The 25,175-nt window shown below is 66.1% G+C and carries 26 protein-coding genes, 1 tRNA gene and 7 pseudogenes; 21 read left to right on the forward strand and 13 right to left on the reverse strand.

Annotation, left to right across the window (positions count from 1 at the left end; translation table 11 throughout):
• Positions 1 to 108: 108 nt before the first annotated feature.
• From N0A20_RS03345 to N0A20_RS03355, 3 genes are read right to left on the reverse strand one after another with little or no spacing between them, the layout of a single operon-like run.
• The gene (locus tag N0A20_RS03345; protein ID WP_260582611.1) at positions 109 to 807 is read right to left on the reverse strand and encodes an SDR family NAD(P)-dependent oxidoreductase; all 699 of its coding nucleotides are present in this window, start codon (positions 805 to 807) and stop codon (positions 109 to 111) included.
• Positions 808 to 821: 14 nt separating this feature from the next.
• Positions 822 to 1,442, reverse strand: a complete 621-nt coding sequence (locus N0A20_RS03350; RefSeq protein ID WP_260582612.1) for a glutathione S-transferase family protein — start codon at positions 1,440 to 1,442, stop codon at positions 822 to 824.
• Entirely contained in the window at positions 1,439 to 2,371 is a 933-nt protein-coding gene (locus N0A20_RS03355) for a DMT family transporter (RefSeq protein WP_260582613.1), read from the reverse strand. Before N0A20_RS03355 ends, N0A20_RS03350 begins: the two co-directional genes overlap by 4 nt.
• A 96-nt stretch (positions 2,372 to 2,467) precedes the next feature.
• On the opposite strand from N0A20_RS03355, the gene N0A20_RS03360 reads away from it, so the two are divergent.
• From N0A20_RS03360 to rplA, 9 genes and pseudogenes are all read left to right on the forward strand, one after another.
• Positions 2,468 to 2,543 (forward strand) — tRNA-Trp (locus N0A20_RS03360).
• A 162-nt stretch (positions 2,544 to 2,705) separates the two neighbouring features.
• A pseudogene (locus N0A20_RS20490) lies at positions 2,706 to 3,227 on the forward strand (MFS transporter); the annotation flags it as partial.
• Between the two features lie 79 nt (positions 3,228 to 3,306).
• The gene (locus N0A20_RS03370; RefSeq protein ID WP_260582615.1) at positions 3,307 to 4,092 is read left to right on the forward strand and encodes an MFS transporter; all 786 of its coding nucleotides are present in this window, start codon (positions 3,307 to 3,309) and stop codon (positions 4,090 to 4,092) included.
• A gap of 186 nt (positions 4,093 to 4,278) precedes the next feature.
• A complete protein-coding gene (gene secE, locus N0A20_RS03375) occupies positions 4,279 to 4,476 on the forward strand; it encodes a preprotein translocase subunit SecE (protein ID WP_260583809.1) in 198 nt (65 codons plus the stop codon).
• A 31-nt stretch (positions 4,477 to 4,507) separates the two neighbouring features.
• On the forward strand, positions 4,508 to 5,044 hold the full coding sequence (gene nusG / locus N0A20_RS03380; RefSeq protein WP_077028837.1) for a transcription termination/antitermination protein NusG: 537 nt from the start codon (positions 4,508 to 4,510) through the stop codon (positions 5,042 to 5,044).
• A gap of 373 nt (positions 5,045 to 5,417) precedes the next feature.
• Positions 5,418 to 5,555: pseudogene (locus tag N0A20_RS20495) on the forward strand (acyl-CoA thioesterase domain-containing protein); the annotation flags it as partial.
• 95 nt (positions 5,556 to 5,650) lie between these two features.
• A complete protein-coding gene (locus N0A20_RS03390; RefSeq protein WP_409574722.1) occupies positions 5,651 to 6,142 on the forward strand; it encodes an acyl-CoA thioesterase in 492 nt (163 codons plus the stop codon).
• Positions 6,143 to 6,460: 318 nt separating this feature from the next.
• On the forward strand, positions 6,461 to 6,892 hold the full coding sequence (gene rplK, locus N0A20_RS03395; RefSeq protein ID WP_260582616.1) for a 50S ribosomal protein L11: 432 nt from the start codon (positions 6,461 to 6,463) through the stop codon (positions 6,890 to 6,892).
• Positions 6,893 to 6,896: 4 nt separating this feature from the next.
• Positions 6,897 to 7,597, forward strand: a pseudogene (gene rplA / locus N0A20_RS03400) (50S ribosomal protein L1).
• A 455-nt stretch (positions 7,598 to 8,052) separates the two neighbouring features.
• Here rplA and N0A20_RS03405 read toward each other — a convergent pair.
• From N0A20_RS03405 to N0A20_RS03420, 4 genes and pseudogenes are all read right to left on the reverse strand, one after another.
• Positions 8,053 to 8,463, reverse strand: a complete 411-nt coding sequence (locus N0A20_RS03405; RefSeq protein ID WP_260582617.1) for a VOC family protein — start codon at positions 8,461 to 8,463, stop codon at positions 8,053 to 8,055.
• Positions 8,460 to 9,107: a heme exporter protein CcmB gene (locus tag N0A20_RS03410; RefSeq protein WP_260582618.1), complete on the reverse strand. Its 648-nt coding sequence runs from the start codon at positions 9,105 to 9,107 to the stop codon at positions 8,460 to 8,462. Before N0A20_RS03410 ends, N0A20_RS03405 begins: the two co-directional genes overlap by 4 nt.
• A gap of 114 nt (positions 9,108 to 9,221) precedes the next feature.
• A pseudogene (ccmA, locus tag N0A20_RS03415) lies at positions 9,222 to 9,810 on the reverse strand (heme ABC exporter ATP-binding protein CcmA).
• Positions 9,807 to 10,238 (reverse strand): metallopeptidase family protein, encoded by a 432-nt coding sequence (locus N0A20_RS03420; RefSeq protein ID WP_260582619.1) that lies wholly within the window; start codon positions 10,236 to 10,238, stop codon positions 9,807 to 9,809. Before N0A20_RS03420 ends, ccmA begins: the two are co-directional and overlap by 4 nt.
• A gap of 52 nt (positions 10,239 to 10,290) precedes the next feature.
• On the opposite strand from N0A20_RS03420, the pseudogene N0A20_RS03425 reads away from it, so the two are divergent.
• Both N0A20_RS03425 and N0A20_RS03430 read left to right on the forward strand, forming a co-directional pair.
• Positions 10,291 to 10,579, forward strand: a pseudogene (locus tag N0A20_RS03425) (4a-hydroxytetrahydrobiopterin dehydratase).
• Between the two features lie 268 nt (positions 10,580 to 10,847).
• A pseudogene (locus N0A20_RS03430) lies at positions 10,848 to 12,248 on the forward strand (amino acid permease).
• A gap of 55 nt (positions 12,249 to 12,303) precedes the next feature.
• Here N0A20_RS03430 and N0A20_RS03435 read toward each other — a convergent pair.
• Together N0A20_RS03435 and N0A20_RS03440 are read right to left on the reverse strand one after the other, a co-directional pair.
• Positions 12,304 to 12,849 (reverse strand): PadR family transcriptional regulator, encoded by a 546-nt coding sequence (locus N0A20_RS03435; RefSeq protein WP_260582620.1) that lies wholly within the window; start codon positions 12,847 to 12,849, stop codon positions 12,304 to 12,306.
• A gap of 191 nt (positions 12,850 to 13,040) precedes the next feature.
• Entirely contained in the window at positions 13,041 to 13,199 is a 159-nt protein-coding gene (locus N0A20_RS03440) for a hypothetical protein (RefSeq protein WP_260582621.1), read from the reverse strand.
• A 505-nt stretch (positions 13,200 to 13,704) separates the two neighbouring features.
• Here N0A20_RS03440 and rplJ point away from each other — a divergent pair.
• The 3 genes and pseudogenes from rplJ (at position 13,705) to N0A20_RS03455 (ending at position 15,372) form a co-directional block, all read left to right on the forward strand.
• A complete protein-coding gene (rplJ, locus tag N0A20_RS03445; RefSeq protein WP_260582622.1) occupies positions 13,705 to 14,220 on the forward strand; it encodes a 50S ribosomal protein L10 in 516 nt (171 codons plus the stop codon).
• A 59-nt stretch (positions 14,221 to 14,279) separates the two neighbouring features.
• Positions 14,280 to 14,658: pseudogene (rplL, locus tag N0A20_RS03450) on the forward strand (50S ribosomal protein L7/L12).
• A 27-nt stretch (positions 14,659 to 14,685) separates the two neighbouring features.
• The gene (locus N0A20_RS03455; RefSeq protein WP_260582623.1) at positions 14,686 to 15,372 is read left to right on the forward strand and encodes a hypothetical protein; all 687 of its coding nucleotides are present in this window, start codon (positions 14,686 to 14,688) and stop codon (positions 15,370 to 15,372) included.
• A gap of 494 nt (positions 15,373 to 15,866) precedes the next feature.
• On the opposite strand, the gene N0A20_RS03460 is transcribed toward N0A20_RS03455, so the two are convergent.
• Both N0A20_RS03460 and N0A20_RS03465 read right to left on the reverse strand, forming a co-directional pair.
• A complete protein-coding gene (locus tag N0A20_RS03460) occupies positions 15,867 to 16,070 on the reverse strand; it encodes a hypothetical protein (RefSeq protein ID WP_260582624.1) in 204 nt (67 codons plus the stop codon).
• A 79-nt stretch (positions 16,071 to 16,149) separates the two neighbouring features.
• Positions 16,150 to 17,385 carry a hypothetical protein gene (locus N0A20_RS03465; RefSeq protein ID WP_260582625.1) on the reverse strand — a complete coding sequence of 412 codons (1,236 nt, stop codon included), beginning with the start codon at positions 17,383 to 17,385 and terminating at the stop codon, positions 16,150 to 16,152.
• A gap of 135 nt (positions 17,386 to 17,520) precedes the next feature.
• Between N0A20_RS03465 and N0A20_RS03470 the strand changes: the two genes are divergently transcribed.
• Together N0A20_RS03470 and N0A20_RS03475 are read left to right on the forward strand one after the other, a co-directional pair.
• Positions 17,521 to 18,549 carry a phosphoribosylglycinamide synthetase gene (locus tag N0A20_RS03470; RefSeq protein ID WP_260582626.1) on the forward strand — a complete coding sequence of 343 codons (1,029 nt, stop codon included), beginning with the start codon at positions 17,521 to 17,523 and terminating at the stop codon, positions 18,547 to 18,549.
• Positions 18,546 to 19,433 carry an NTP transferase domain-containing protein gene (locus tag N0A20_RS03475; RefSeq protein WP_260582627.1) on the forward strand — a complete coding sequence of 296 codons (888 nt, stop codon included), beginning with the start codon at positions 18,546 to 18,548 and terminating at the stop codon, positions 19,431 to 19,433. Before N0A20_RS03470 ends, N0A20_RS03475 begins: the two co-directional genes overlap by 4 nt.
• Here N0A20_RS03475 and N0A20_RS03480 read toward each other — a convergent pair.
• Together N0A20_RS03480 and N0A20_RS03485 are read right to left on the reverse strand one after the other, a co-directional pair.
• A complete protein-coding gene (locus N0A20_RS03480) occupies positions 19,365 to 19,697 on the reverse strand; it encodes a beta/gamma crystallin family protein (RefSeq protein ID WP_260582628.1) in 333 nt (110 codons plus the stop codon). The two genes, N0A20_RS03475 and N0A20_RS03480, sit on opposite strands and share 69 nt — an antisense overlap.
• Positions 19,698 to 19,797: 100 nt before the next feature.
• Positions 19,798 to 21,240, reverse strand: coding sequence for a carotenoid oxygenase family protein (locus tag N0A20_RS03485; RefSeq protein WP_260582629.1), 1,443 nt, complete (start codon positions 21,238 to 21,240; stop codon positions 19,798 to 19,800).
• Between the two features lie 85 nt (positions 21,241 to 21,325).
• On the opposite strand from N0A20_RS03485, the gene N0A20_RS03490 reads away from it, so the two are divergent.
• The 5 genes from N0A20_RS03490 to N0A20_RS03510 all read left to right on the forward strand — a co-directional run bounded on the left by N0A20_RS03490 (position 21,326) and on the right by N0A20_RS03510 (position 25,034).
• Complete coding sequence (locus tag N0A20_RS03490) at positions 21,326 to 21,760, forward strand: TetR/AcrR family transcriptional regulator (RefSeq protein ID WP_260582630.1); 435 nt, start codon at positions 21,326 to 21,328, stop codon at positions 21,758 to 21,760.
• Positions 21,690 to 21,938 carry a hypothetical protein gene (locus N0A20_RS03495; protein ID WP_260582631.1) on the forward strand — a complete coding sequence of 83 codons (249 nt, stop codon included), beginning with the start codon at positions 21,690 to 21,692 and terminating at the stop codon, positions 21,936 to 21,938. Before N0A20_RS03490 ends, N0A20_RS03495 begins: the two co-directional genes overlap by 71 nt.
• 90 nt (positions 21,939 to 22,028) lie before the next feature.
• A complete protein-coding gene (locus N0A20_RS03500; RefSeq protein ID WP_260582632.1) occupies positions 22,029 to 23,810 on the forward strand; it encodes a sensor domain-containing diguanylate cyclase in 1,782 nt (593 codons plus the stop codon).
• Between the two features lie 136 nt (positions 23,811 to 23,946).
• A complete protein-coding gene (locus tag N0A20_RS03505) occupies positions 23,947 to 24,393 on the forward strand; it encodes a hypothetical protein (RefSeq protein ID WP_260582633.1) in 447 nt (148 codons plus the stop codon).
• Positions 24,390 to 25,034: a hypothetical protein gene (locus N0A20_RS03510; RefSeq protein ID WP_260582634.1), complete on the forward strand. Its 645-nt coding sequence runs from the start codon at positions 24,390 to 24,392 to the stop codon at positions 25,032 to 25,034. The genes N0A20_RS03505 and N0A20_RS03510 overlap by 4 nt, the downstream gene beginning before the upstream one ends.
• Positions 25,035 to 25,175 lie beyond the last annotated feature (141 nt).

The following is a 25,175-nucleotide window of genomic DNA, read 5'->3' on the forward strand; positions in this document are numbered from 1 at the left end:
CGGCCTCAAAAGAATTGCGTGCCGCCGTCCTGATTGATGATCGCGCCCGTCATATAGGCCGCGCGCTTCGACAGCAGGAAGGTGAAGAGGTCGGCCAGTTCGTGCGGCCTAGCCGATCCGGCCCAGCGCCACCTTCATTCCCCATTGCTCGGCCATCCAGCGATCGAGCGCCGCCTCGGGGTCGCCGCCATAGGCCGCGACCGCCTGTTCGGTGGCCGTTGCCAGCGCCTCGGTCGCGACCGCGCCGGGGGCGACGCAGTTCACGCGTACGCCCTTGGGACCATAGGCCATGGCGAGATTCTTGGACAGTGCGGCGATCCCCGACTTCATCGCGACATACGGGTAAAGATGGGCGGCGGCGGCGCGCGTCGAATAGGACGCGGTCAGCACCACCGCGCCGCCGCCCGACGCGGTGATGATCGGCAGGGCCGCCTGGCAGGCGCGCACGCTGGTCATCAGCACCGCCTGAAAGCTTGCCTCCCATTGCGCGTCGCCATCCTCCTCGAAACTTCCATGGCTCAGCGCCGGCTCGGCGGTCACCGCGAGGCCATGGAGCCGCCCGAAATGGTCGGCGGCCGACGCGATCGCCGCCTCGACCTCGCCCGGCCGCGTCGCATCGGCGGGCCGGACGATCACCTCGGCGCCAAGGTCGCGTAGCGGCGCTGCCTTCGCCTCGCCGCGCTCGACGTCGCGCGCGACCAGCGCGAGGCGCGCGCCTTCGGCGGCGAGCTGCTGCGCGGTCGCATAACCCATGCCCTGCGTGCCGCCGACGATGACGATCGGCTCGCCCGCCAGTCCTAGATCCATCGGCGACTCTCCCTCTATGTGGCCGTTTGCCGCCCGCGCGCCCGCACGAACCCGTCGCGCGCCATGCAGCGCGCCAGCCAGTCCGTCGTCTTCTCGCCCAGCACATCCTCGGCGCCCAGCGTCGTCGCCAGAAAGGCCGCATAGCCGATCACGATATCGGCGATGGTGAAGCGGCCCGCGACCAGCCATTCGCGCCCGTCGGCCAGCGCCGCCTCGATGCTCTTCGCGCGGCCGGCGAAAAACGCCTTATAGTCGTCGACCGCCTGTGCCAGCCGCCGTTCGGGCACCTCGACGCGCGTGTAGCGGATCATGATCGCGAGCGGGAAGGTGAGGGTGGCGTCGCTGCGATGCAGCCAGTTGCGCCAGTCCCAATAATCCGCCTCGCTCCGCCGCACTTCCAGCGGCGTCCCCTCGGCGATGCGTTCGCAGATCGCGACGGATTCGGTCATCAGCCGCCCGTCCTCGACCCAGCCCGGCACGGTCATCAGCGGGTTGACCGCGCGATAATCCGGCTCGAAGGCGCGCGGCGGGAATTTCAGCAGGCGCAGATCGACCTCGATCCCCGCTTCCTCGACCGCCCACAGACAGCGCAGCGAGCGCGCGTCGGCGCAATGGTACAGGATCGGAAGCGTCATGCGGCAATATCCTTCTGGCGTTCGATGTGCAGCCGATGCTCGCGCCACGCGATGAACAGGCCGCTCGCGACGATCAGCGGCGCGCCGATCCAGGTCGTGTCGGCGGGCAGGGTGCCAAAGAACCACCAGCCGCAGGCGATCGACCACAGCAGGCTCGAATAGTCCATCGGCGTCACCACCGACACCGGCGCGAGGCGCAGCGCCCCGGTCAGCGACAATTGCACCACCGCGCCGAGCAGGCCCAGCCCGACCAGCAGCCCCCATTCGCCCGCGCCGTGCGGCGTCATCACAAAGGGCAGGGCGATGCCCAGCGGCACCATCGAGATCAGGCTGAACCAAAAGACGATCGTCATCGCGCTTTCGGTGCGGCCGAGGTCGCGGACCTGGATGGTGATCAGCGCGGTCATCACCGCGCCGCCGAGCGCGATCAGCGTGCCGAGCCCATGGTCGCCCTCGAACCCCTGCAACAGCAGGGTCGTCGGGTTGAGCACGACCAGCACGCCGGCGAAACCGACGAACACGGCGGCCCAGCGCTGCCACCCGACGCGCTCGCCGAGCAGCGCGGCGGCAAGGAAGACGCAGATGATCGGCACCGACAGGTTGATCGTCGTCGCTTCGGCCATCGGGAGAAAGATCATCCCGCCGAAATTGAGCGCCATGCCGGTCAGCCCCATCATCGCGCGGCGCGCGTGGATGCCGATCCGCCGCGTCGCGAACATCGACAGCCCGCCATGCGTCAGCGCCCAGCCCGCGAGCAGCGGCAGCACCAGCGCCTGCCGCCAGAACAGGCTCTCGACGATATGGATTCCCGCCTCGGCGATATATTTGACCAGCACGAACATCACCGACAGGCTCAGCATCGCGAGCAGCCGGAGCGCGATCCCGCCGAGATAATGTTGCGGCGGATTGGTGGCGCGGGCGGCGGTCATGCGGGGCGCATATCAGGGCGGCGATGCTTTGCAAGCTATGCATCGCCATAAGGCTTGCCCGCCCTCGTCACTCCGGCTAAGGGCGCACTCCGGCCTAGGGGTATAGCTCAGTTGGTAGAGCATCGGTCTCCAAAACCGAGGGTCGCGGGTTCGAGTCCTGCTGCCCCTGCCAGGCCGGCGGTCCAAGGCGTCCCATAAGGACCCGGGCCGGATTAAAAGAGGGCCACTGGCGTCCCGCTCGCGCCTCTGGCAGCCCAGACCGATTATTGGCAGATTGCCGATCTCCGCCGCTCGATTGTTGGTATGTTGCCCGCCGCGCGGCAGTTCTGTTGACATGAATGTCAATTGCTGGAAGCTTCCGGCGGGATTGGAGAGCGGCGACTTGGCAGATATCCCGGCTTCGAAGCCACCCTCCGACAGCGCCGTGACGCCGGATGCGCCGCTTCGGCCGCGCACCGTCGCCGCCTTTGCGGCAACCGCGGGGCCGACGGCGATTCTCAGCCTGCCGTTCAGCGTCTATCTGCCGCCCTATATCGCCGAAGGCGGCGTGATCGCGGTGGCGCTCGTCGGGCTGCTCTTTTCGCTGACCACCGTCTGGGACGGCGTCGTCGATCCGCTGATCGGAACGATGATCGACCGGGTGCGCAGCGGACTCGGCGCGCACCGGCGCTGGATGCTGCTCGCGCTGGTTCCGTTGTCGCTGCTCCTCCTCGTCATCGTGACGATCGGCGACAGCCTGCCGTTCGCGGCGCTGTTCCTCGTCATGATCCTCTTCTATTCGAGCTACAGCCTCTACGAGGTCGCGCAATTGTCGTGGGGCGCGGCGCTGGTCCGCACCCCGGCCGACAGCGCCATGCTCTACGGCATGCGCGACTGGTTCGCGAAGATCGCGCTGATCGCCGCCTTCGCCGCGCCGGCTGGCGGCGCAGTTGCTGATGCCCGGCATCAGCCTGCAGGGCCGCATCCTCGCCTATGCCAGCCTGTTTCTGGTCATGGTGCCGGTGGCGCTGTTCGCGATCCGGCTGGTGCCGCTGCGCGCCGTCGTCGCCGAACCGGGCATCGGCTGGCGCGGCGAGATCCGCGCCTCGCTCGCTTTTCCGCCGCTGATGCTGCTGTTCGGGGTGCAGTTCCTCAACGCCTTTGCTTTCGGGTCGCTGACGTCGCTCTTCGTCTTCTTCGCCGCCGCGGTGCTCGATCTCGACGCGCAGAGCGCGGTGCTGCTCTTCGCCAGTTTCGTCGGGGGCGCCATCGCGTCGCCGCTGTGGACGCTCGCCGCGCGGCGCTTCGGCAAGCCGCAGGCGATGGTCGCGATGGCGCTGCTCGTCAGCGCCCTGTTGCTGGGCACGCTGGCGCAGGAACCGGACGGCCTCGCGCAGGCGGCGGGCTTTTCGCTGTTCCTCGGCACGGGCTTCGTCGGCCTCATCTTCATCTACTCGATGCTCGCCGACCTCGTCCCGCGCGATGCGGAGCGGTGCGGGCGCAGCCGTTCGGCCTTTCTGTTCGCGCTGCTCAACCTGATGCAGAAGGGCGGCGTCGCGGCGGCGATCGCGGTCAGCTATGCGTTGCTCGGCCTCGTCGGCTTCGATCCGCAGGACGGCCAGGCCGCGGCGCGCGAACTGCACCTGCTGTTCGTGCTGCAGCCGGTGACGGCCTGGGCGATCATGGTCGGTTTGCTGCTTTTCCTGCGCCGCCATATGCCGCACGGCGCGCCCAGCCTTTGACTTGCAATCGCTCCCGCGCGCCGGTAAAGGCCGCTCCATTCGGACAGATGCGCCGTTTCCCTTCCGCCTTTCGCCGACATGCTCGGGGAGGGTGGGCGGACTATTGCCCAAAGCATGGTTGACGCTTGGGGCATGGCAACCCATCTGGCCGATGACATTGACGCTTACGAGGACAGGACAATCGACATGGCCAAGACCAGCCCCGGTGAATTCATTCGTCAGGTGCGCGCCGAAGCCGGCAAGATCGTCTGGCCGACGAGCCGCGAGACGGTGCAGACGACGATCCTGGTGCTCATCATGACCACGATCCTCGCCTTCTTCTTCCTCGGCGTCGACACGGTTTTCAACGCGATCGTCACCTGGCTGACGTCGCTCGCGCGCTGATCCGCGCAGGTTTTACAGGGACAAGACATACATGGCGCGCTGGTACATCATTCACGCCTATTCGGGTTTCGAGAACAAGGTCCGCGATTCGGTGATCGCCGAGGCCGAACGCATGGGCCTGTCGCAGCTCGTCGAATCGGTCGAGGTTCCGGTCGAAACGGTGACCGAGGTCAAGCGCGGCAAGAAGGTGCAGGCCGAACGGAAATTCTTCCCCGGCTATGTCCTCGCCAAACTGACGATGACCGACGACGTCTATCACCTCGTCAAGAACACCCCGAAGGTCACGGGCTTTTTGGGCTCGATGGGCAAGCCGCAGGCGATCAGCGAGGCCGAGGCCGCGCGCATCCTGAACAGCAAGGAAGAGGCCGCGGCGCGTCCGAAGCAGGAAATCCGCGTCGATTATGAAATCGGCGACCAGGTCAAGGTGCTCGACGGTCCCTTCGCCAGCTTCAACGGGCTGGTCGAGGAACTCGACTTCGAAAAGGCGCGCGTCAAGGTCAGCGTGTCGATCTTCGGCCGCGCGACCCCGGTCGAGCTCGACTTCGAGCAGGTCGAACGGATGAAATAATCGTCGCCCCCGCGCAGGCGGGGGCCGCTGGATATCAATCCGACCCTGCTATATTCCGTTCGTGCTGAGCTTGTCGAAGCACCGTCCTTATTTCTTTCGACCTCAAAAGAAAGAACGGCCCTTCGACAAGCTCAGGGCGAACGGCTGAGGGGCAGGGATGATCGTGACGAACAAGCTTTCCCCCGATCAGGTCGCCGCCCGCATGGAACGCGCCCGTGCCATCAACGCCAGCGTCGATGCCGGACCGGTGGTTGCCGCCGTAGCGCGCCTGTTCGATCTTGAGCCTGCGGGTGAACCCGACGAATTCACCTTTCCGGCGCTCGCGGCGACCGCGCGCGACCGCATTTTCGGCGGCCAGGTGATCGCGCAGGCGATGGTCGCGGCGGCGCGCACCGTCGATCCCGGCAAGCAGGTCCATTCGCTCCACGCCTATTTCCTGCGCGGCGGCGACGAGACCAGGCCGCTGCATTTCCGCGTCCACCGCGACTTCGACGGGCGCAGCTTCGCCAACCGCCGCGTCGTGGTGCGCCAGGACGGCAAGGTGATCTTCAACCTCACCGCCTCGTTCCAGTTGCTGCGGCGCCCGGCCTCGCGCATCAGGTGCCGATGCCCGACATCCTGCCGCCCGAGGAATGCCGCGATTTCCTCGAAACGATCGCCGCCGATCCCAATGTGTCGGACGATAGCTTCAACCACATGGCGCGGCGGCGCCCGTTCGAACTGCGCAACCATCGCCCGCCCGCCTCGGCGAAGGCGACGCAGCATTATCAATGGTTCCGCGTCGCGGCGCCGATCGGCGACGACCCGCTCGTCCACCGCGGTTTCCTGGCCTTCGCGTCGGACATGGGGCTGCTGTCGTCGGCGATGTTGCCGCACGGGCTCAGCTGGTCGACCCCGGGGCTGTTCTCGACCAGCCTCGATCATGCGATGTGGTTCCACGACGATGTGCGGGTCGACGAATGGTTCGTCTATGTCATGGACAGCGACTGGTCGGGCGCCAGCCGCGGCATCAACCGCGGCTCGATCTATCGCCGCGACGGCACGCTGATCGCCTCGGCGGTGCAGGAGGGGCTGCTGCGGCTGGTGCCGCAAGGGTAGAAGTCCCTCTCCCATCGGGAGAGGGTTGCGAAGGCTTGGCAGCTTGCTGCCTAGCCGAAGCTGGGTGAGGGGATCGGGCGTCCGACACCCTCACCAAGGCCTCCTGGCCAGCAAGCTGGCAAGTCTGCCTATCCTCTCCCGTGGGGAGAGGAATAGCTACCAAAACCCTTGCTTTGCCGCGTATTTCCGTCTAACGGCGCCGCTTCGCGTCAGATACGGGCGTGATTCCGCGCGGGAGGAGGGCTGATAACCCTCTGCTTGACCGCTTATTTTGAGTCCCGGATCAAATCCGGGGCGACAGAAAGAAAGGAGGCCGTCATGGCCAAGAAGATCAGCGGCTATATCAAGCTGCAGGTGCCCGCCGGCACCGCCAACCCGTCGCCGCCGCTCGGGCCGGCGCTCGGCCAGCGCGGCGTCAACATCATGGAATTCTGCAAGGCGTTCAACGCCGCGACCGATTCCATGGAAAAGGGCACCCCGACCCCGACCATCATCACCGTCTTCGCCGACAAGAGCTTTGCGTTTGTCACCAAGACCCCGCCCGCGACCTACCTCATCAAGAAGGCCGCGAACCTCAAGTCGGGCTCGAAGGAACCCGGCAAGATCAGCGGCGGCAAGATCGCCCGCTCGAAGCTCGCCGAAATCGCCGAGATCAAGATGAAGGATCTCAACGCGAACGATATCGAACAGGCCACCAAGATCATCGAGGGCAGCGCGCGCTCGATGGGCCTCGAAGTGACGGAGGGCTGAACCGATGGCAAAGCTGACCAAGAAGCAGAAGGCGCTCGAAGGCAAGGTTGACAGCCTGAAGCTGCACACCGTCGACGAGGCGCTGAAGACCGTGCGTGAACTCGCCTCGGCGAAGTTCGACGAAACGCTCGAAATCGCGATGAACCTCGGCGTCGATCCGCGTCACGCCGACCAGATGGTCCGCGGCGTCGTCACGCTGCCCGCCGGCACCGGCAAGGACGTCAAGGTCGCGGTCTTCGCGCGCGGCGACAATGCCGAAAAGGCGCTGGCCGCCGGCGCCGACAAGGTCGGGGCCGAAGATCTGATGGAAGACATGCTCGCGGGCAACCTCGACTATGGCCGCGTCATCGCGACGCCGGACATGATGGGCATCGTCGGCCGCCTCGGCAAGACGCTGGGTCCGAAAGGCCTGATGCCGAACCCGAAGCTGGGCACCGTCACCCCGAACGTCGCCGAAGCCGTGAAGGCCGCCAAGGGCGGTCAGATCGAATTCCGCGTCGAAAAGGTGGGCATCATCCACGCCGGTCTCGGCAAGCTGTCGTTCGGCGAGGAAAAGCTCCGCCAGAACTTCGACGCCTTCGTCGACGCGATCGTCAAGGCCAAGCCGCAGCGGGTGCGAAGGGCAAATATGTCCGCAAGATCGCGCTGTCGTCGTCGATGGGCCCGGGCGTGAAGGTCGACACCGCCGACGTCGCGGGCGCCTGATTTCAGGCATCATGATTCAGGGAAGGGCCGAGGGAAACCTCGGCCCTTTTCTTATGGGCCGCGGCTGTTTTGGGGTGGAGAACGGACATTTGAGGAATGAACCACTTTCCCCTCCCGCAAGCGGGAGGGGCAGCGAGACTTACGAACTTGTTCGTTAGTCGCAGCGGGGTGGGCCATTGTGAGGGTGCTGCCCACCCCCGCCCCCTCCCGCCTGCGGGAGGGGAGATAAAATGTCCGCTCCCGCCCGCCACTGCCATTGAACCGCCCGCGCCAGAAAACTCTTTCCTAATAAACCCCGCCATGATCTACCCTTGCGGATGTCCGCCTCGCTTGCTCAGATCACCTCTCCGGCATCCCGCGCGCATCCCCGGCTTAAAGCGACAAAGGAGACATTCCGGACGCGTCCGTCCGTATCTTTTGTCTCCTTAAGGCCGAAAATCGCCACGCACCTGCCGTCATTCCGCCCGGCGGAACTCGATCAAATCCCATTTGTTGCCGTAAAGGTCGAGGAAGACCGCGACCGTGCCATAATCGGCCTCGACCGGCGCGCGCGCGATCCGCACGCCCTTGTCGAGCAGGCGCTGGTAATCGCGGCGGAAATCGTCGGTCTGCAGGAACAGGAAGACACGTCCGCCCGACTGGTTGCCGATAAAGCTTGCCTGTTCGTCGTTCGCGGCGCGTGCGAGCAGGATCGTGGCGCCGCCCGGCGGATTGCCCGGCGGCGCGACAAGCACCCACCGCTTGTCCTGCGCCGGCTGATAGTCGTCGGCGACCAGTGTGAACCCCAATGTGCCGACGTAGAAGTCGATCGTCTCGTCATAGTCGCGCACGACGAGCGCGATATGCGCGAGCGACTGGCGCGTCATTCGCGCAGCCCCCTGAGCGCCGCGCCCGCCGCGAACGGCCCGATCACCGTCAGCAGCAGGCTCACCGCGCCGAGCAGCTTCACCGCCCCGCGCCCCGACGGATCGAGCATCCCCGCGCCGAAAATCAGCAGCGGCACCGCGAGCGGCAGGACGAGCAGCCCGCCGATCGCGCTCCCGCCCTTGAGGCCTGCGGTCAGCGCCGCGCTCAGCACCGCGAGCGAGGCGAGGGCGGGGATGGCGATGGCGAGTCCGGTGGCAAGCGTCTGGACGCGCGCGCCGTCCTGCGCCAGCAGCGCCGCCGCCGGCAGCAGCGCGATCAGCAGCGGCAGCCCGAAGCCGATCGCATGCGCGCCGATCTTCACCGCCGCGACCACCTCGTCCGCCACGCCGCGCACCGCAAGCTGGTCGAGCACGCCGGCGTCGCGGTCGGGCCGCACCAGCCGGTCGATCGGCAGCAGTGCCGCGAGCAGCGCGGCGACCCAGACCATCCCGCCCCCCGTCCGCGCCAGCAACGGCGCATCGGGGCCGACCGCAAAGGGAAAGGCGGTCGCGACGAGCAGGAAGAAGAGCACCGGCAGCCACAGCGCCCCGCTGCCCCATGCCCGCCTGAGGTCGCGCCAGAAAAGGGCGATGAGCATCGTCATGCGGAAAACCCCAAGCTCGTCATTGCGAGGAGCCGAAGGCGACGCGGCAATCCAGAGTCGCGTAAGACGCCCTGGATTGCTTCGCTCCGCTCGCAATGACGATGTTTGGCGACATCAGGCCAGCGCCCCCAAGTCCAGCTCCGCCATATCCTTTATGCCCAGCGCGAAATGCGACGCCAGCACTACCGCGCCGCCGTTCGCCCTGTGCACCCCGACCGCGGCGACCAATCGCGCCCGCGCTGCATCATCCATGCCGTTGGCCGGCTTCGTCGAGCAGCCAGACCGGCGCGCCGCTCGCGATCACGCGCACCATTGCGGCGCGCTTGCGCTGCCCGGTCGACAGCATCGCCACCGGCACCTCGGCGAGCGGCTCCAGCGCCATCGCCGCCATCGCCCGATCGACCATATGGCCGTCTACCGTATCGACCCGCGCCCAGAAATCGAGCGCCCGGCGCAGCGGCAGCTCGGCGTCGAGCGCCGCCGCCTCGTCGATCAGGGCGATCCGGCCCCGCCGCTCGACCGTTCCCGCCGCGGGGCGCAGCAGCCCGGCGGCGATGCGGATCAGGCTCGACTTGCCCGTGCCGTTCGGCCCGCGCAGCCACAGCGCCTCGCCCGGCGCCAGCGCCAGCGACAGATTTTCGAACAACAGCCGGTCGCCGCGGATGCACGCGACCTTGTCGAACTCCAGCAGTTTCGCCGTCACGCCATGTCTTCCAGCGCGTGCATGTCGTCGTCGGAAAAGCCGAAATGATGTCCGATCTCGTGGATCAGCACATGGCGCACCAGCCAGTCGAGCCTTTCGCCTCCCTCGATCCATTCGACCAATATGGGGATGCGATAGAGCGTCACCCGGTCGGGCATGCCGCCGCTCGCGGTGATGCTGCGCTCGGTCAGCGGACGGCCCTCGTAAAGCCCGGTCAGGTCATAGGGATGCTCGATGTCGAGCGAGGCCAGCGTCTCGTCGTCGGCGAACTCCTCGACCGCGATCACCACGCCTTTCAGATGCGGCTTGAACACATCGGGCATGGTCTCGAACGCCGCCTCGGCCATCGCGAACAGCGCGTCGGCATCGGGCGCGAGGCCGGTCCGTGCGCCGGGCAGATCGGGGGGAAGGCTGCTCTTGTAGCTCATCGCGCCCTTCCTTATGGCGGGCGTGTCACATTGACCAGCGGGAGAAGCGAAGATGGTCCGGAAACTCGACGACGGCGAACGCGCCGCGCTCCTCGCCCGCTTCCCCGAATGGACGCACGAGCCGGTCCGCGACGCGATCACCCGCCAGTTCCAATTCGCCGACTTCGCGCAGGCCTTCGGCTTCATGACCAGCGTTGCCATCCTCGCCGAAAAGATGGACCATCACCCCGAATGGTCGAACGTCTACAATCGCGTCGATATATTGCTGACCACGCACGATGCCGGCTGGATTGTCGGAACGCGATGCGAAGCTGGCCGAGGCGATCGAGGCATTGCTTTAGCGAGCGACCGGTTTCGGGCGGGAGGGGATGTTGGAATAGATCAGGCCCTCCCCTTCAGGGGAGGGCAGCGAGACTTACGAACTTGTTCGTTAGTCGCAGCGGGTGGGGTCCATCGGCCTTGCGCAAGGCCGATGGCCCCCACCCCAACCCCTCCCCTGAAGGGGAGGGGCTTTATGCCCGCTCCCCACCCCACGTCCCACGTTCCGTTGCTCCGCTTGCCTTCTCCGCCTTCCCGTTTCACAAGCGATCAAAACAGGGGAACCGCCATATGTCCGACAGCCTGCTGCGCCGCAAAGCCATCGTCCCGGAAACGCACGAAGGGCACGGGCTGGCGCGGACGCTCGGCTGGCCGCATCTCGTCGCGCTCGGTGTCGGGGCGATCGTCGGGACGGGCATCCTCACGCTGATCGGCGTCGGTGCCGACAAGGCGGGGCCGCAGCGGTGATCCTGTCCTTCGCCATCGCGGGACTGATCTGCGCCTGCGCCGCGCTCGCCTATGCCGAAATGGCGACGATGATCCCGGCATCGGGCAGCGCCTATACCTATACCTATGTGGTGATCGGCGAGCTGATCGCGTGGATCGTCGGCTGGAGCCTGATCCTCGAATATTCGCTGGTCGTCAGCGCGGTCGCGGTCGGCTGGTCGGGCTATGCCGCGCCCCTGCTCCAGGCGTGGGCGGGCGTGCCGATGGCGCTGATGCAGGGACCCGAACTCGGCGGCATCGTCAACCTGCCGGCTGATCGCGATCATCGCCCTCGTCGCGGGGATGCTGCTGTTCGGCACCCGCGAAAGCGCGACGGTCAATGCGATCCTCGTCATCGTCAAGGTCGTCGCGCTCGCGGTGTTCGTCGCGGTCGCGCTGCCCGCCTTCGACGCCGCCAATCTCGAACCTTTCAGCCCTTATGGCTTTGCCAAGCATATGACGCCCGACGGCGTCGAGCGCGGCGTGATGGCCGCCGCTGCGATCATCTTTTTCGCTTTCTACGGCTTCGATGCGATCGCCACGGCCGCCGAAGAGGCCAAGAACCCCGATCGCGACCTCAAGATCGGCATCGTCGGGTCGATGCTGGTCTGCGTCGCCATCTATATCCTCGTCGCGGTCGCGGCCGTCGGCGCCATCGCCTACGGCCGTTTCGCCAACAGCCCCGAGCCGCTCGCGCTGATCCTGCGCGAGCTCGGGCAGCCGCTCGCCGCGCAATATCTCGCCATTTCGGCGGTGATCGCGCTGCCGACGGTGATCCTCGCCTTCTTCTTCGGACAGAGCCGCATCTTCTTCACCATGGCGCGCGACGGGCTGCTGCCGACCGCTCTCGCCAAGCTGTCGCCGCGCGGCACGCCGGTGCGCATCACCATCTTCACCGCGGTGGTTGTCGCGATCCTCGCGGGCTTCATCCCGCTCGACGAGCTTGCCGCGCTGGCGAACGCGGGGACGCTCGCCGCCTTTGCCGCGGTGTCGCTGTGCATGCTGATCATGCGGGTGCGCGCGCCCGATGCACCGCGCATATTCCGCGTCCCCTTCGCCTGGGAAGTCGGCATCGTCGCGGTGCTCGGCTGCGCCTATCTGTTCTTCAGCCTTCCGGCTAAGACGCAGTTCTGGTTCTTGATCTGGAACCTGGCGGGCCTGGAAATCTATTTCCGCTATGCGCGCAAGCGTGCGATCATCGCCTGACCGCCGCGCGGAGGACCGGGAAATCCCGTCCCGGCCCGGCGGCGGTGTCCGCGCGCTACAGTCGCTCGATCTTCTGCGCCGCCTCGTCGATCAGCGCGACGACCTGGTGCAGCACCGCCTCGTCGATGTCGCGGTCGCCGAGCCGGTTGAGCAGCACCTGGCGCAGATTGCCCATCGCCCGGCGGACCGATCCGCCATCGGTGCGCTGCCGCTCCTCGCCGACTTCGGTCAGCCGCGCGATCAGCGCGTCGACCAGATCGCGGTTGGCGTCGAGTTCGGCCTGGCCCTCGGGGGTGATCGCGAACAATTTCTTCGCGCCTTCGCTCTGCCGCGCCGAAATCTGTCCCATGTCGTCGAGCAGGGTGAGGGTGGGATAAATCACCCCCGGGCTCGGCGCATAGGCGCCGCCCGTCAGTTCCTCGATCCGGCGGATCAGGTCGTAACCGTGCCGCGGCTCGTCGGCGATCAGCTTCAGCAGCACGAGCCGCAGTTCGCCGCTGTCGAACATGCGGCGGCGCGAGCCGCGCCCGCCGCCATCGCCGCGCCCATGCCGTCCGCCGAAGCCACGGCCATGGCCGAAACTGCGTCCGCCGCGGTGCATGGCGTGGCGGTGACTACAGCCGCGCCCGTCAATTTTCCCGTAAAATCTCATTTTCATCTGTCCTTAGAGTGATTCTAGATAGCTCTAAGATATATCTTATGGATGCGAATGCAAGGGATGTTGCGTGGAAATTTCGATGCCGCGGTTTCGGGCTCGAAATTGCCGTTGGCTGACTGGCCTGGGGGCGGAGCCTACATACCCTCTTGTTCGGCGAGCATGAGCAATCGCTGCCAATGGCGGCGGTCGCGTCCGCTCAGCCTGCGGTCCGTGGCGCGCCGCTCGAGTTCGGGGCGCGTGTTGTCGCCATGCTTCAACCGCATCTGCTGCAAGGCATCGAGATCGTTCGCCAACCTCCGTGCAGCCTTTCGGCCACCGAACAAATCCGAAAAACCCAATGACCCCTCCTGTCCGTACCGGGAGATGCAAGGGGGGAATGCATCAAGCGCCGATAATCTATCCGATTCGCCGCAACCTGTCATGAGCCGTCATGCGTAAATTCCGGCCGTTACAGTATGGTTTCTGCCATTTCCCGGCCATCGCAGCTTGACTTCGCCGCCCATGCCGCTATTGGCGGCCCCGCATTGCCAAGGGTCTGAAGCGATTTGGGGCTGCGGCAATTCCGTCCGAGACAGTTGGTGAAGGGAGTTTGCCCTTCTTAATTTCCAGCCGAGACGGGGAACAGTCTTTTTCGGTCGCCCGCCTGCACGTCAGGCGCAAGCGGCTTGACCGACCCCATCGGACATCGTTGCGCGAAAGACAGGCGAGCCATGGCTCGCGTCCGGCTTTTGCGTGTTTTAGCCGCCCGGCGGCGTGCGCGGATGCGCACGGGTTCCGGGCACAGAGTGGAGTATAGGCATGGATCGTACGGAAAAGGCCGAAGCCGTATCCTCGCTGAACGCTACCCTGTCGTCAGCTGCCTCGGTTGTGGTCGTCCGCAACCTCGGCATGACCGTCGCCCAGTCGACGGTGCTGCGCCAGCAGATGCGCGATGCAGGAGCCGACTTTCGCGTCACGAAGAACCGTCTTGCCAAAATCGCGCTCGACGGCACGTCCTACACCGGCATCGGCGACCTGCTGACCGGCCCCACGGCGCTGGCAACCTCGACCGATGCGGTCGCGGCGGCCAAGGTCGCGGTGGAATTTGCCAAGACCAACGACAAGCTCGAGATCGTTGGCGGCGGCATGGGGGATGTCGTCCTCGACGTCGATGGCGTCAAGGCGCTTGCTTCGCTGCCCTCGCTCGACGAGCTGCGCGCCAAGATCATCGGTCTGGTGCAGGCTCCGGCCACCAAGGTTGCGCAGATTGCCGCAGCCCCGGCGGGCCAGTTGGCGCGGGTCTTTGGCGCATATGCCGCCAAAGATGCAGCGTGATTTTGAACTGAACCTTTGAACCTACCACCGGGCTTTCCCGGTTCTGATGGAGAATGAACATGGCTGATCTTGCAAAGATCGTTGAAGAACTGTCGACCCTGACCGTCCTCGAAGCGGCTGACCTGTCGAAGCTGCTCGAAGAAAAGTGGGGCGTTTCGGCCGCCGCTGCCGTCGCCGTTGCCGGCCCGACCGCTGGTGGCGCCGCTGCCCCGGCTGCCGAAGAGCAGACCGAATTCGACGTCATCCTGACCGGTGACGGCGGCAACAAGATCAACGCGATCAAGGAAGTCCGCGCGATCACCGGCCTGGGCCTGGGCGAAGCCAAGGCGCTCGTCGAAAGCGCTCCCAAGGCGATCAAGGAAGGCGTGAGCAAGGCGGAGGCCGAAGAGCTGAAGAAGAAGCTCGAAGCCGCTCGGCGCGACCGTCGAACTCAAGTAAGGCTTTCGGCGGATCGGCCCCCGTCGGGTGGCGATCCGCAAAGACTGCTACCGGAGAAGGGCGGTGCCTCGCGGCGCCGCCCTTTTTCGTTGCTCGGCGCCGACCGGTCAGTCGTGGGCCAGATCCGGACGGCGGAAACGATGCGACAGCCCGCGGGCGGCGGGTTCCGGGCGGCGCACCTCCTGTTCGGCGGCAACCGGCAGGGGACGCTGGGCGATTTCCCATGCGCTGGTCGAGCTTGCGCGCCGCTGGCTCGGGCTGCTGCGGTGCCGCCAGCGTCTCTTCATAGACTCGGCGTTCCTTGCGATCGAGGAAGCGGGCGCGCTTCAGGCGCTTGGCAAGCGTCTCGAACGGATTGTCGGCAGTGGGACCGACGAGCGCCATGGCTTCGTGGCGGCCCATACTGCCGCTCGGCGCGGCGGCAAAGGCGGGGGCTCTGCCGGGTTCGGCTTGGCTCGCGGCAGCGGATGCGACGGACTCCCGTTCCGCATCCTCTCGCTCTTCGTCGAATTCCCAGGCATCGGCTTTGCGCAGGGCGCTACGGCGGCGGAAGGCAAGAACAAATGCGACCCCGACCGTGATCAGCAGCACCGCAGCACTGCCGGCGATCTCCCAGGCAAAACCGCCATCGCCAGGAGGTTTTTCGGCGGCCACCGACTCCCGGGCCGGATTGGCGACCGGCGTGGCAGCCGGTTCGTCGAGCGTGCGGCGTGAGGCATCGCCGGGAAGCGGCGGCGCTGCGACCGGCGCGGCGGCGGCAACCGGGGTCCCGCTGCGCTCCGACGCAACAGGCCGATCGGTAGTCTTGGCCGCTGGACGCTGCGCGGTTTTGGCGGTCGGACGCGGCGCGGCCTCCGGCGCCGATTCGGGGGCGATGTCCAGCGGCACACGGATCGTCGGTACTGGCGCCGCCGCCGGCGCGGGGGCGGTCGTGGGAGCGACCGGCGGCACCATCACGGTTGGCGGCGCCTGTTCGGCGACTGGAGCGGTCTGCGCCAGAGCGACGGGCGTGGACAGGGCCAGGAACGCGGCAATCGCGCTCATGGCGGGGCGGGGGAGGGAAATCTTCCGGGTCATAACGAAGGAACAACAGGCGTGCCGCGACAAACGCTGCGCCAGCGCGCCATTTTTCACGGCGAAGCGTTACCTCCGGACGGCGCAGCGAAGATTTTGGCTCGGCCCAGCCGCCTGAGGCGTCGGAAGAGGGCTCAGGCGATTTGGGTCGGGCGCGACGGATCCATCGCGGCGGCGGCGGCGGCCGAAATCGCGGCGCCGATCAGCCCCATGTCGCGATCGAGCCGTGCGTCGAGCGCAGCATCGTCGAGGTCCGCCAATTCGACCATCATCGGCATCGACAGCGACAGGCGAAGCGTTCCCGCCGAGCGGCCATCGGGCAGGCAATGCGTACGCACCGGCTGGCCGATGCGGATTTCCCGTCCCAGCCATTGGCGCGACTGGCGCGCGATATGCCGATGAATCGCCCGTGCCTGGTCAAAATCGCACGCTCGGCCAGCGTCCCGACAGGTCGAGCGTGCGCAAGGTGGCGGCCGCGAGGCAAGGGATGGCGCTGCCCTCGCCCGGCACGTCGCGCAGTTCCAGCCGCGCGACCATCCGGTCGACATGATGGCAAAAACGGGCGGCGATGTGGTCCACCTGCGGCGCGGGCAGTGCGGCGAAACGATCGATCTCGATCATCGCCGCCTGCAGCCGCAGCAAGAGACCATAGTTGCCCGATGCCGGCAGGCAGTCGGCGCCCGGCCAGTCTGCGGGCCATTCGGCGCGTGTCGCGATGCGCCGGTATCCGCCGGGCAGGGCCGAGGCGCGGACGCGCACCGCGTCGGGGACCAGCGCGAATCCGCTGAATGGAGGGCCGCCGACGAATTTCGACCCCGTCATCAACAAGGTACAGCCAAGCGCCAGATAGCGCCGGGTTGCAGCGGGCGCGATGCGCAACTGGCACGCGTCGACGACGATGCTCACGGTATCGCCGAACGCGGCGACAAGCCGTTCGACATCGGCGATGACCGGAAGCGTCAGCCCCGATTTCGACCCATGAACGACATGGACGACCGGTCGGCGGCCGCGTGCGATCGCTTCCTGCGATGCAGCGGCCAGGTCCTGGGCAACCGTCGCCGACGCGCGCGGCCGTCCCGCCGCGTCGCGCACGGCGACATCGACCAGCTCGGTGCCGGCGAACGCGGGGTCGATCGCGCTTTGCGCGACCACGCGCGCACCGGTCGCGGTCTCGTCGGCGAAAAAACGTCCGGCGGCGCTATGAATGCAACCGCTGCCGACCTCGTCGCGACCCAGCAGGATCGCGGTGATCGGACGTCCGTCATGGGCCGCGGCGAGTCCGACATATTCGAGGTCCGTCCCCGACGCCGCAAAGATGACCCGCGTATCGGGGTTGCCGAAGGCCTCGACCAACTGCGCGCGCAACAGGTTCAGCGCCTCGCCATATTCCTCGACCGCAAGCGGCCGGTCGAGCCGGTGGTGCCAGCGGTCGAGCAGCGTGTCGAAGCTATGCTGCGAGATGCTGCTGATCGTCGACGATCCATAAGCGAGCGCCGCCGACGGCAGGACGCTGGCATAATATTGGTTGCGGCCGTCGGCGTCCGGCCGAATCCGGGCGTCGCCGCCGCTGGTCAGCACGGTCGCAAGCCGCGCCGCATGGCGCCTAAGCGGCGGAAAGCGGGGTTCGTCGGCGGGAAGCGCGTCGAGCAGCATCAGGGGCGCAATCCTTGGAGGGGAGGCTAAGGCCCTGCGTTTACAGCGCGAAAATGACAGAGATTTTGCGCTTTGGTTTCAGCCGCGTCATCGAAAGGTCACGCCACTGCAACCTCGCTGTGGTCAAACCGTCGCATGCGAACCACCTCTCTCGAACCCACGCGGCTAACCGACGCTATGCGCGGCCAGCGCCTCTTGTTCATCGCCAAACACGCGCTCTGGACCGGGGCGCTGCACCCCGAAGACGGCAATCACGCCCTCTATCACCGCGAAATTCGCGAGATATTGGAGGGGCTCGGCATACCGCTCCTGATCGCCAACAATTATGACGTCCTTTTCGACCGGCCCGAGGCCGATTTTGTCTTTCCGCTGCTCAACCGGGGCGGCTTCTTCAATTCCGAAATGCTGCTGCCCCTGCTGTGCAACCGGATGAGCCTGCCCTATGTCGGTGCTTCGCCGATCGTGCGCGGGCTGTCCGACGACAAGCATCTGACCAAGCTCGAAGCCGCCGCGCGCGGCATCCCGACCGCGCCGTGGGCGCTGTTCCGCCGCGGCGCGCCGATCGACGCGTCACGCTGTCCGCCGTCGGCGCGCTGGGTGATCAAGCCGAACAACAGCTCGGCGTCGTGGGGCATCCGCGACGCGCACGATCGCACCGAACTGGCGCAGGCCATCGCCGAAGTCCACGCGCTCGATCATGACGCGATCGTCGAACCCTTCCTCTCCGGCAGCGATGTCGAAGTGCCGGTGATCACCCTCGACGGCAAACCCGCGATGCTGCCGATGATGATCTTCGAACAGGCCGACCCGACGCACCTGCGCACCTACCAGGAAAAGCGCGACCTGGTCGATCGCAGCAGCAAATACAGCCTCAGGCTGCTCGATGCGCCCGAAATCGCCGAACGCATCGCCGCGATGACCGCGCAGATGACCGAAATTTTCCGTCCCTTCGATTATGGGCGCTTCGAATTTCGCGTCGATTTCGACACCGGCGAGGTGCGGCTGCTCGAGGTCAATCTCAACTGCAACCTGTGGTCCGAAAAGGTGTTCGGCCGCGCCGCCGTTGCTGCGGGCTTCACCCAGGCCGACCTGATCGAAACGATCGTCGCCGAAAGCATGGTGCGCCAGCTGGCGCCGGCGGTGGCGCGGAGGGACGCGGCATGACCAGCCCGACGGCCGAATTGGGGTCGATCCTGATCCTGGCGGGCCGCCGCCCCGGTGCGGTCGATGCCCTTGCCGAGGCGCACGGCGTTGCCGACAAATGCCTGGTGCCGGTCGCCGGCCGTCCGATGATCGCGCATGTGCTGGCCAGCGCGGCTGAAACCGGCGCGGCGCGGATTTTCGTGTCGAGCCATCATGACGGCCTCGCCGACGATCTCGGCGATGTGGTCGTCGACCGGCTCGGCGACCGGCTGGTCTTCGTTCCCGCCGCCGACAATCTGGCCGATTCGGTGTTTGCGGTCGCCGACCTCGCCCGCTTTCCGATGCTGATCACGACGGCGGACAATTGCCTGCTGTCGCCCGCGACGATCGCCGAGATCGGGGAAGAGGCGGCGCGGCTGGGTGCGGAAGCCGGGGTGGCGCTCGCGCGGCGCGAGGATGTGCTGGCGGCGCACCCCGAGGGCCAGCGGCGTTTCTATGAATTTTCCGACGTCGCGGTTTCGAACTGCAACGCCTATTGGATCGGTCATCGCGACGCGTTGAAAGCGGCCGAGGCCTTTCGCGGCGGCGGGCAGTTCGTCAAGAAGCCGGTGCGCGTGATGCAGACGTTCGGGCTGGTCAACCTCTTGCGCTTCCGCTTCGGCCTCGGCCCGATTCACCATATTTTCCGCCGTATCTCGCGGCATCTGAAGGTCGAGGTGGCGGCGTTGCTGGTGCGCGACGGCGCGACCGCGGTCGATGTCGACAACGAAAGGTCGCTGCGCGCGACCGAGGCGATCATGGCAAGGCGCCGGCCGCCGGAGCGGCCGGAGGCCGGCCTATTGCTTGGCCTTGATCGCGCGGACCGACTTGATCACGGCCTTGCCGATGCCGGCCTCGTCGGCTGACACGGTCAGGCAGTTGCCCTTGTACTTGGGCTTGTCGCACAATTCCCAGACTTCGCCGGGGAATACCGCGATGCTGCCGATCAGGAAGTCGTGCGACAGGTCGGGGTCGTCCTTCGTGACGCGATAGGATCGCTTGTCGAACTTCTGCCCTTCGAAAACGGTCAGCGTGCCTTCGATGGTCTTGGCCTCGCCCTGCGCCGCGAGCGGAGTGGCGACAAGGGTCAGGCCCGCAGCTGCGGCGGCAAGGCTGGCGAAACGGATCATGCGGAATCTCCTTCTTCCGCCTTTCATGCCGGAAAAGAAGGACCGGCGTCAACGGGGGACGCCGGTCCTGAAAGCATAACCGCTTTCAATGTCTTGGGCTTCAGTCGGCGACCCAGTTGCCGTGGAAGCCCGGCGGCACGCGGTGCGGCAGGTGGACGACTGCTTGCGGCTTGCCGGTGAAATCGTCGGCGTTCAGGATGACGAGGTCGGTCGTTTCGTCGTTCATGTCGACGACCAGGCCGATCAGCCAGCCGTCATCCTCGGCTCCCGTCTCGCTCCGCGGCACGAAAACGAACTCGCCGGGGTGGCGGCCGGGACCGAAGTCGTGCGCGATGGTCGTGCCGGCGTCGAGGTCGTGGCGGAACAATTTCGTTTCGGCCATCGCCCATTCGGCCGACGCACCGTCGGGCAAGGCAACACTGTAAACATAGCGGTAGGGCCTGGTCGTCCGGCGCTCGTCATAGCGCGGGAATTCCTGCGCATGGTCGTGGATGACGGTGCGGACCGTGGTGCGTGCAGCTGGATCGATCGTCCACCGCTCCATGCGCGACTTCTCGGTGTCGGGGCCGCGCTTCGAGCTTGCGAACATCGTTTCGTGCGCGACGACGTCGACGATCACCTTGCCGTCTTCGGTCTCGAAGGCGTTGGCGGGGTGGAAGACATAGCAGGGTTCCACCGGCACCCAGATGATGTCGTCCGCGCCGCCTGTCTTGGGGAGGAGGCCGACGCGCGCCGGATGCGCGTCGTTCCACGCATAAGGGAAGCGATAGCCCGACAGCAGCATCTTCATCGAGAAGGTGACCGGTAGGTCGAGCACCAGCACATAATTTTCGGTGATCGCGCAGTCGTGGATCGACGGCCCGTCGCTGACCGGGATCGCAAGCTCGCGGGTCACCTGCGCCTGTTTGTCGAGCACGACGTGCCAGACCTTGTTCAGCTCGTCGCCGCGATAGGTGATCGCGTGCATTTCGTCGGTGCGTGGATCGTGATGCGGGTGCGCGGTGTATCCGCCGACGAGCGTGCCGTCGAACGGGTTGTGCGCGATGGTGTTCAGCTCATAGCCCAGCTCGACCGGCTTGCCGCCCGCCTCGACGATCGCGAAGGTGCGGCCCGCGAGGCCGACGACATTGGTGTTCGGCGCGTCGCTGCTTTCGTGGCGCGGACCCGGGGGCAGGTCTTCGCCGAGCGCCTCGCACGCCTCGCTGCCGCGGACCCAGCGATTGCGGTACCAGTCGGCCTTGCTGCCTTCGATGCGGATGCCGTGGACCATGCCGGCGCCGGTGAACCAGTGATAGCTGGCGGGATCGGGCGCGGCCGCGGGATTCGGGCCGTTGCGCAGGTAACGGCCGGTCAGCGCGGCGGGAATTTCGCCATCGACGCGCAATTGCTCCAGCGTGACCTCCTCGGTCATCGGCTTGTGGATGCCGGTCAGGAACGGGTGGGCATCGGTGGGGCGGGGGAGGCGCTTGCGGTTGAAATCGGCGACCTTGCCGATGCCTTTGACGACGGCGCCGCGGATGAGGGTTTCGACATTGCTGGCCATGATATTGCTCCTTACGGAAGTTGGCGAAAGTGTCGCGCAGCATGGGGTTGCGCGACCGACTCGATATGTTTACAGTGACAACATGATGGCGAACAAAGATAACAGTGTCAACATAAAAAGCGACGGCGCGAAAGCGGCGGGAGCCTATCATCATGGCGACCTGCGCGCGGCGGTGATCGCGGCGGGGCTGAAACGGCTGGAAAGCGGCGACGGCGGCGAGCTGGGCCTGCGCGCGCTCGCGCGCGACGTCGGGGTCAGCGCGACCGCGCTTTACCGCCATTTTCCCGACAAGGAGGCCCTGCTCGACGCGCTGGCGGACGAAGGGCTGCGCGCAGCTCGGCGCGCTGCAGGCGCAGGCGTGGCTGAAGGCGGGCGGCGGGTCGGCGGGGTTCAAGGCGACGGGCATCGCCTATGTCCGCTTCGCGCACGACGAGCCCGCGCTGTTCCGGTTGAGCTTCACGCGCCAGATGCCCGAACGCTACCGCGAACAGGGCAGCGACGGCGGCGAAGTTGCCTATAACCTCCTGCGCGCCGGTGTCGGCGAGGCGCTGCCGGGCGTGAAGGACCCCGATATCGCTGCCTTGCACGCCTGGGCGCTCGTCCACGGCCTGGCGATGCTGATCCTCGACCGGCGCATCGATTGGGACGAGGCGATGGTCGAGCAGGTCGTCGGCCTGACCTTCGGCGGGGTGGACTGAGACGCGGCGCGGCGATCCGTTTCGTCGCAAATCGTGGCAATCGCGGTCCATGTTAGTGGTTTCTTTCCCAAATTCCGCCTATCTGGCCCCATGAGGCGGCCACCATCCCCCAAGGCCGAAACGCTCTTCTGGGCCCTTTTGACGGCGCTGGGCTATTTCCTGCTCGCCAATCTGTCGCTGTACGCGACGAAGGGCGCCGACAATATCGCGGCGGTATGGCCGCCGAGCGGTTATTTCCTCGCCATGCTGCTGCTGATGCCGCGCCGCGCGCGCCTCGCCGCGTTTGGCGGCATGATGGTCGCGAGCAGCGCCGCGAACATCCTCGGCGGCGCGCTCGCCTTGCAGTCCGCGGCCTTCACGGCGGCCAACATGGCCGAGGGCGCGCTCGCGCTATGGCTGATCGACCGCGCGCGCGGTCCGCTGTCGTTCATGGAGCCGCGTTCGGTCGCGCTTTTCAGCGTCGCCGCCATCGCCGCCAGCATCGTCAGCGCCGTCGTCGCGACGCTGCTCGGCGGCGGCGGTTTCGATTTCTTCCGCTCGTGGCTGACCACGGTGGCGCTGGGCATGCTGATCATCGCGCCGCCGATCGTCATGCTGGCGCGGCTGGCGGCCTCGGGCCTGCTGCGCCACACCAATCGCGCGACGATCATCGAGGCGGTCGTGGTGCTGACGCTCGCCGCGGCGGTCACGCTGCTCTGCTTCTCGCAATCGGCCTATCCCGTGACCTTCCTGCCCTGCCTCGCCGTGGTTGCCGCCTCCTATCGCCTCGGTCCCTTCGGTGCGGCGGCGGGCGTGCTGATCGTCACCGTCATCACCGCGGCGACGACCGGGCAGGGCATCGGGCCGATCGCGGCCATGGATGAGCCGCCCGAAACGATCGTCCTGTTCCTGCAATTCTATCTGCTGGTGCTGCTCGGCACGGCGCTGTCGCTCGCGTCCCTGCTCGTCGGGCGCCAGCGGCTGGCGAAACGGCTCGAACAGAGCAACCGCTGGCTGCTGCAGGCCGAGGCGGCGGCGCTAGTGGGGCATTGGCGCGTCGACCTGGTCCGCTGGACGATTCAGTGGTCGGACCAGGCCTATCGCGTTCACGGGCTGGAACCCGGAACGCCCGTCGACGTCGAATATAGCGTCGAACAATATCTGCCCGACGACCGAGCCGAGGTGCGGGCGATATTGGAGGAAGCCGTGCGAACCGGGAACGCCTTTGAATATCAGGGTCGCATCGTGCGCGCCGACGGCGCGATCCGGCATGTGAGGTCGCACGGGTCGATCGAAATGAACCGCAATGGCAAGGCGACCGGTATCTTCGGGACGGTGCAGGACGTCACCGAAACGGTCGAAAATGCCCGCATTCTGGAAGCGGCGCGCAGTGCGGCTGAGCGGGTGGCGAACACCGACATGCTGACCGGCCTGCCGAACCGCCGCCACACGCTCGCCTTTCTGGAACGCGCGCTGGACGATGCGCGCGACAAGGGGGCGCCGCTGGCCGTGGCGATCTTCGACATCGACCATTTCAAGCGGATCAACGACACCCACGGCCACGGTGTCGGCGATGCGGTGATCCGCCGCGTCGCGCAGCGTGCCAAGGCGTCGCTGCGCGAAGAGGATATGGTCGGACGCTTTGGCGGCGAGGAATTCGTCTGCGTCTTCCAGCGATCGAGCGCGCAGGCGGCCGAACTGGCTGCCGAACGGTTGCGGAAGGCGATCGAGGGCGGTGGCCGGTCGGGCGAGGACATCCCGCCCGCGACCGTGAGCGTCGGGCTGGCGGCCTATGCGGGCGACACCAGTGTCGAGGCGCTGCTCCAGCGCGCCGACGAGGCGCTCTACAGGGCGAAACGCGAAGGGCGGAACCGGCTGCGCATGGCGGCGTGAGGGCGTCCGGCATCGAGCGGCGGTCCCGGAGCCGAATGGAAGATTATTGGGTCATTCTTTCAGCCTTTTGAGATTTTCCGGACTCGACATCGTGGAATTCGCATTTTAACTTTTGACGCCAGGTGGGGGACTGGCGATGAAGATTCGGAATTTCGTTGCGGCGATAGGGATTCCCGCGCTTTTGGCGATTTCAAATGCCGCAGCCGCGCAGCAGGCCACTTGCGGAACCGCCCTCTATCAGTTGCAAGCCTATGCCGCGCAAGTAAATCAGGTCGCGCAATTCGAATATTATCAGGGCATTCCCTACCGTTGTGGGTACAATGCCTATTGTGGAAACGCCCAGCTTTATCAACTTCAGCAATGGTACGGTTTCCAGGCCTCTCAGGTTAATGGATGGTACCAGCAGCTGGTATCGCAATGTGCGTCGCAAGCGCCTGTCGGACAACGCCGGCGAAAACCCGGGAGCGACGATCTGGAGCAGGGAATTGACGAGCAGTCGTTGGAAGAACTCGAAGTAGACGACGAGGACAAGACGGTTGTTTTGAGAATTCCCGACAATCCAAAGGGATTCAGACCGCAATGACGATGAAAAGGCGCACTTTCGTTTCTTCCGGATTGGCATGCGGAGCCGGACTTTGCCTGGGTGGCATGCATAGCGCCGCGCATGCGCAGAAGAGAATTCCCTTTTGTGGCTTCTCGCTCGAGGAAGGGTGGACCGGGCGAGGTCGTGAATATGTCACCCGCGAGGCGGGGAGCAACGATCGGTCCGGCGTGCCGCAGATCGTGCGGCGGATCAATCGCGAGCTGGGCTTTGAATATGAATTCAGAATATTGATCACCGAAAACGAAGACAATGCTTATGCAACGGTTGCCGGTGGACAGAAGATCCTGGGAATCGATGTCGACTTTCTGAAAAGGCTGAATAGAGATGTCGGTACCGAGTGGAGCGCCATTCAGGTGATCGCCCACGAAGTGGGCCATCATATAGCCGGGTTCGACGACGACTCTCATCGGGGCGAGCTGAACGCCGACTATTGGAGCGGACAAGCGCTCCAGCGCCTGGGCTCGTCTCGGGATTCCGCGCGGGCGGCGATTCTCGCGATTGGTTCCGAACGCGACAGCTCGAGCCACCCCAACAAATATCGCAGGGCCGACGTCATCTCCCAGGGCTGGAATGACGCTCAGCGAAACTTCATTGATCGCAGTTTCTGCATAGCTTGCTGATATTCGGGCCCGCAATGCGTTGGTCGATGCGGGCTTGCTCCACGCGGGCCTTCTGATTCGAGGCCGGATGGCGGCGCGCCGACGAGGTACGTCATACAGCGAAGCATGAGGGACGGGGCCGGCCGCGCATGGCGGCAAGGC

This window comes from Sphingopyxis sp. PET50 (genome assembly GCF_025244705.1).
Classification (GTDB): Bacteria; Pseudomonadota; Alphaproteobacteria; order Sphingomonadales; family Sphingomonadaceae; genus Sphingopyxis.

Coding starts and splice junctions, on each gene's coding strand:
- N0A20_RS03470 (WP_260582626.1), top strand. CDS start 17,521: ATGCGAACCACCTCTCTCGAACCCACGCGGCTAACCGACGCTATGCGC.
- N0A20_RS03510 (WP_260582634.1), top strand. CDS start 24,390: ATGACGATGAAAAGGCGCACTTTCGTTTCTTCCGGATTGGCATGCGGA.
- secE (WP_260583809.1), top strand. CDS start 4,279: ATGGCCAAGACCAGCCCCGGTGAATTCATTCGTCAGGTGCGCGCCGAA.
- N0A20_RS03485 (WP_260582629.1), bottom strand. CDS start 21,240: ATGGCCAGCAATGTCGAAACCCTCATCCGCGGCGCCGTCGTCAAAGGC.
- rplK (WP_260582616.1), top strand. CDS start 6,461: ATGGCCAAGAAGATCAGCGGCTATATCAAGCTGCAGGTGCCCGCCGGC.
- N0A20_RS03405 (WP_260582617.1), bottom strand. CDS start 8,463: ATGACGCGCCAGTCGCTCGCGCATATCGCGCTCGTCGTGCGCGACTAT.
- N0A20_RS03420 (WP_260582619.1), bottom strand. CDS start 10,238: ATGAGCTACAAGAGCAGCCTTCCCCCCGATCTGCCCGGCGCACGGACC.
- N0A20_RS03475 (WP_260582627.1), top strand. CDS start 18,546: ATGACCAGCCCGACGGCCGAATTGGGGTCGATCCTGATCCTGGCGGGC.
- N0A20_RS03350 (WP_260582612.1), bottom strand. CDS start 1,442: ATGACGCTTCCGATCCTGTACCATTGCGCCGACGCGCGCTCGCTGCGC.
- N0A20_RS03345 (WP_260582611.1), bottom strand. CDS start 807: ATGGATCTAGGACTGGCGGGCGAGCCGATCGTCATCGTCGGCGGCACG.
- nusG (WP_077028837.1), top strand. CDS start 4,508: ATGGCGCGCTGGTACATCATTCACGCCTATTCGGGTTTCGAGAACAAG.
- N0A20_RS03390 (WP_409574722.1), top strand. CDS start 5,651: ATGCCCGACATCCTGCCGCCCGAGGAATGCCGCGATTTCCTCGAAACG.
- N0A20_RS03370 (WP_260582615.1), top strand. CDS start 3,307: ATGCCCGGCATCAGCCTGCAGGGCCGCATCCTCGCCTATGCCAGCCTG.
- N0A20_RS03410 (WP_260582618.1), bottom strand. CDS start 9,107: ATGACGATGCTCATCGCCCTTTTCTGGCGCGACCTCAGGCGGGCATGG.
- N0A20_RS03435 (WP_260582620.1), bottom strand. CDS start 12,849: ATGCACCGCGGCGGACGCAGTTTCGGCCATGGCCGTGGCTTCGGCGGA.
- N0A20_RS03465 (WP_260582625.1), bottom strand. CDS start 17,385: ATGCTGCTCGACGCGCTTCCCGCCGACGAACCCCGCTTTCCGCCGCTT.
- N0A20_RS03505 (WP_260582633.1), top strand. CDS start 23,947: ATGAAGATTCGGAATTTCGTTGCGGCGATAGGGATTCCCGCGCTTTTG.
- N0A20_RS03480 (WP_260582628.1), bottom strand. CDS start 19,697: ATGATCCGTTTCGCCAGCCTTGCCGCCGCAGCTGCGGGCCTGACCCTT.
- N0A20_RS03490 (WP_260582630.1), top strand. CDS start 21,326: ATGGCGAACAAAGATAACAGTGTCAACATAAAAAGCGACGGCGCGAAA.
- rplJ (WP_260582622.1), top strand. CDS start 13,705: ATGGATCGTACGGAAAAGGCCGAAGCCGTATCCTCGCTGAACGCTACC.
- N0A20_RS03500 (WP_260582632.1), top strand. CDS start 22,029: ATGAGGCGGCCACCATCCCCCAAGGCCGAAACGCTCTTCTGGGCCCTT.
- N0A20_RS03355 (WP_260582613.1), bottom strand. CDS start 2,371: ATGACCGCCGCCCGCGCCACCAATCCGCCGCAACATTATCTCGGCGGG.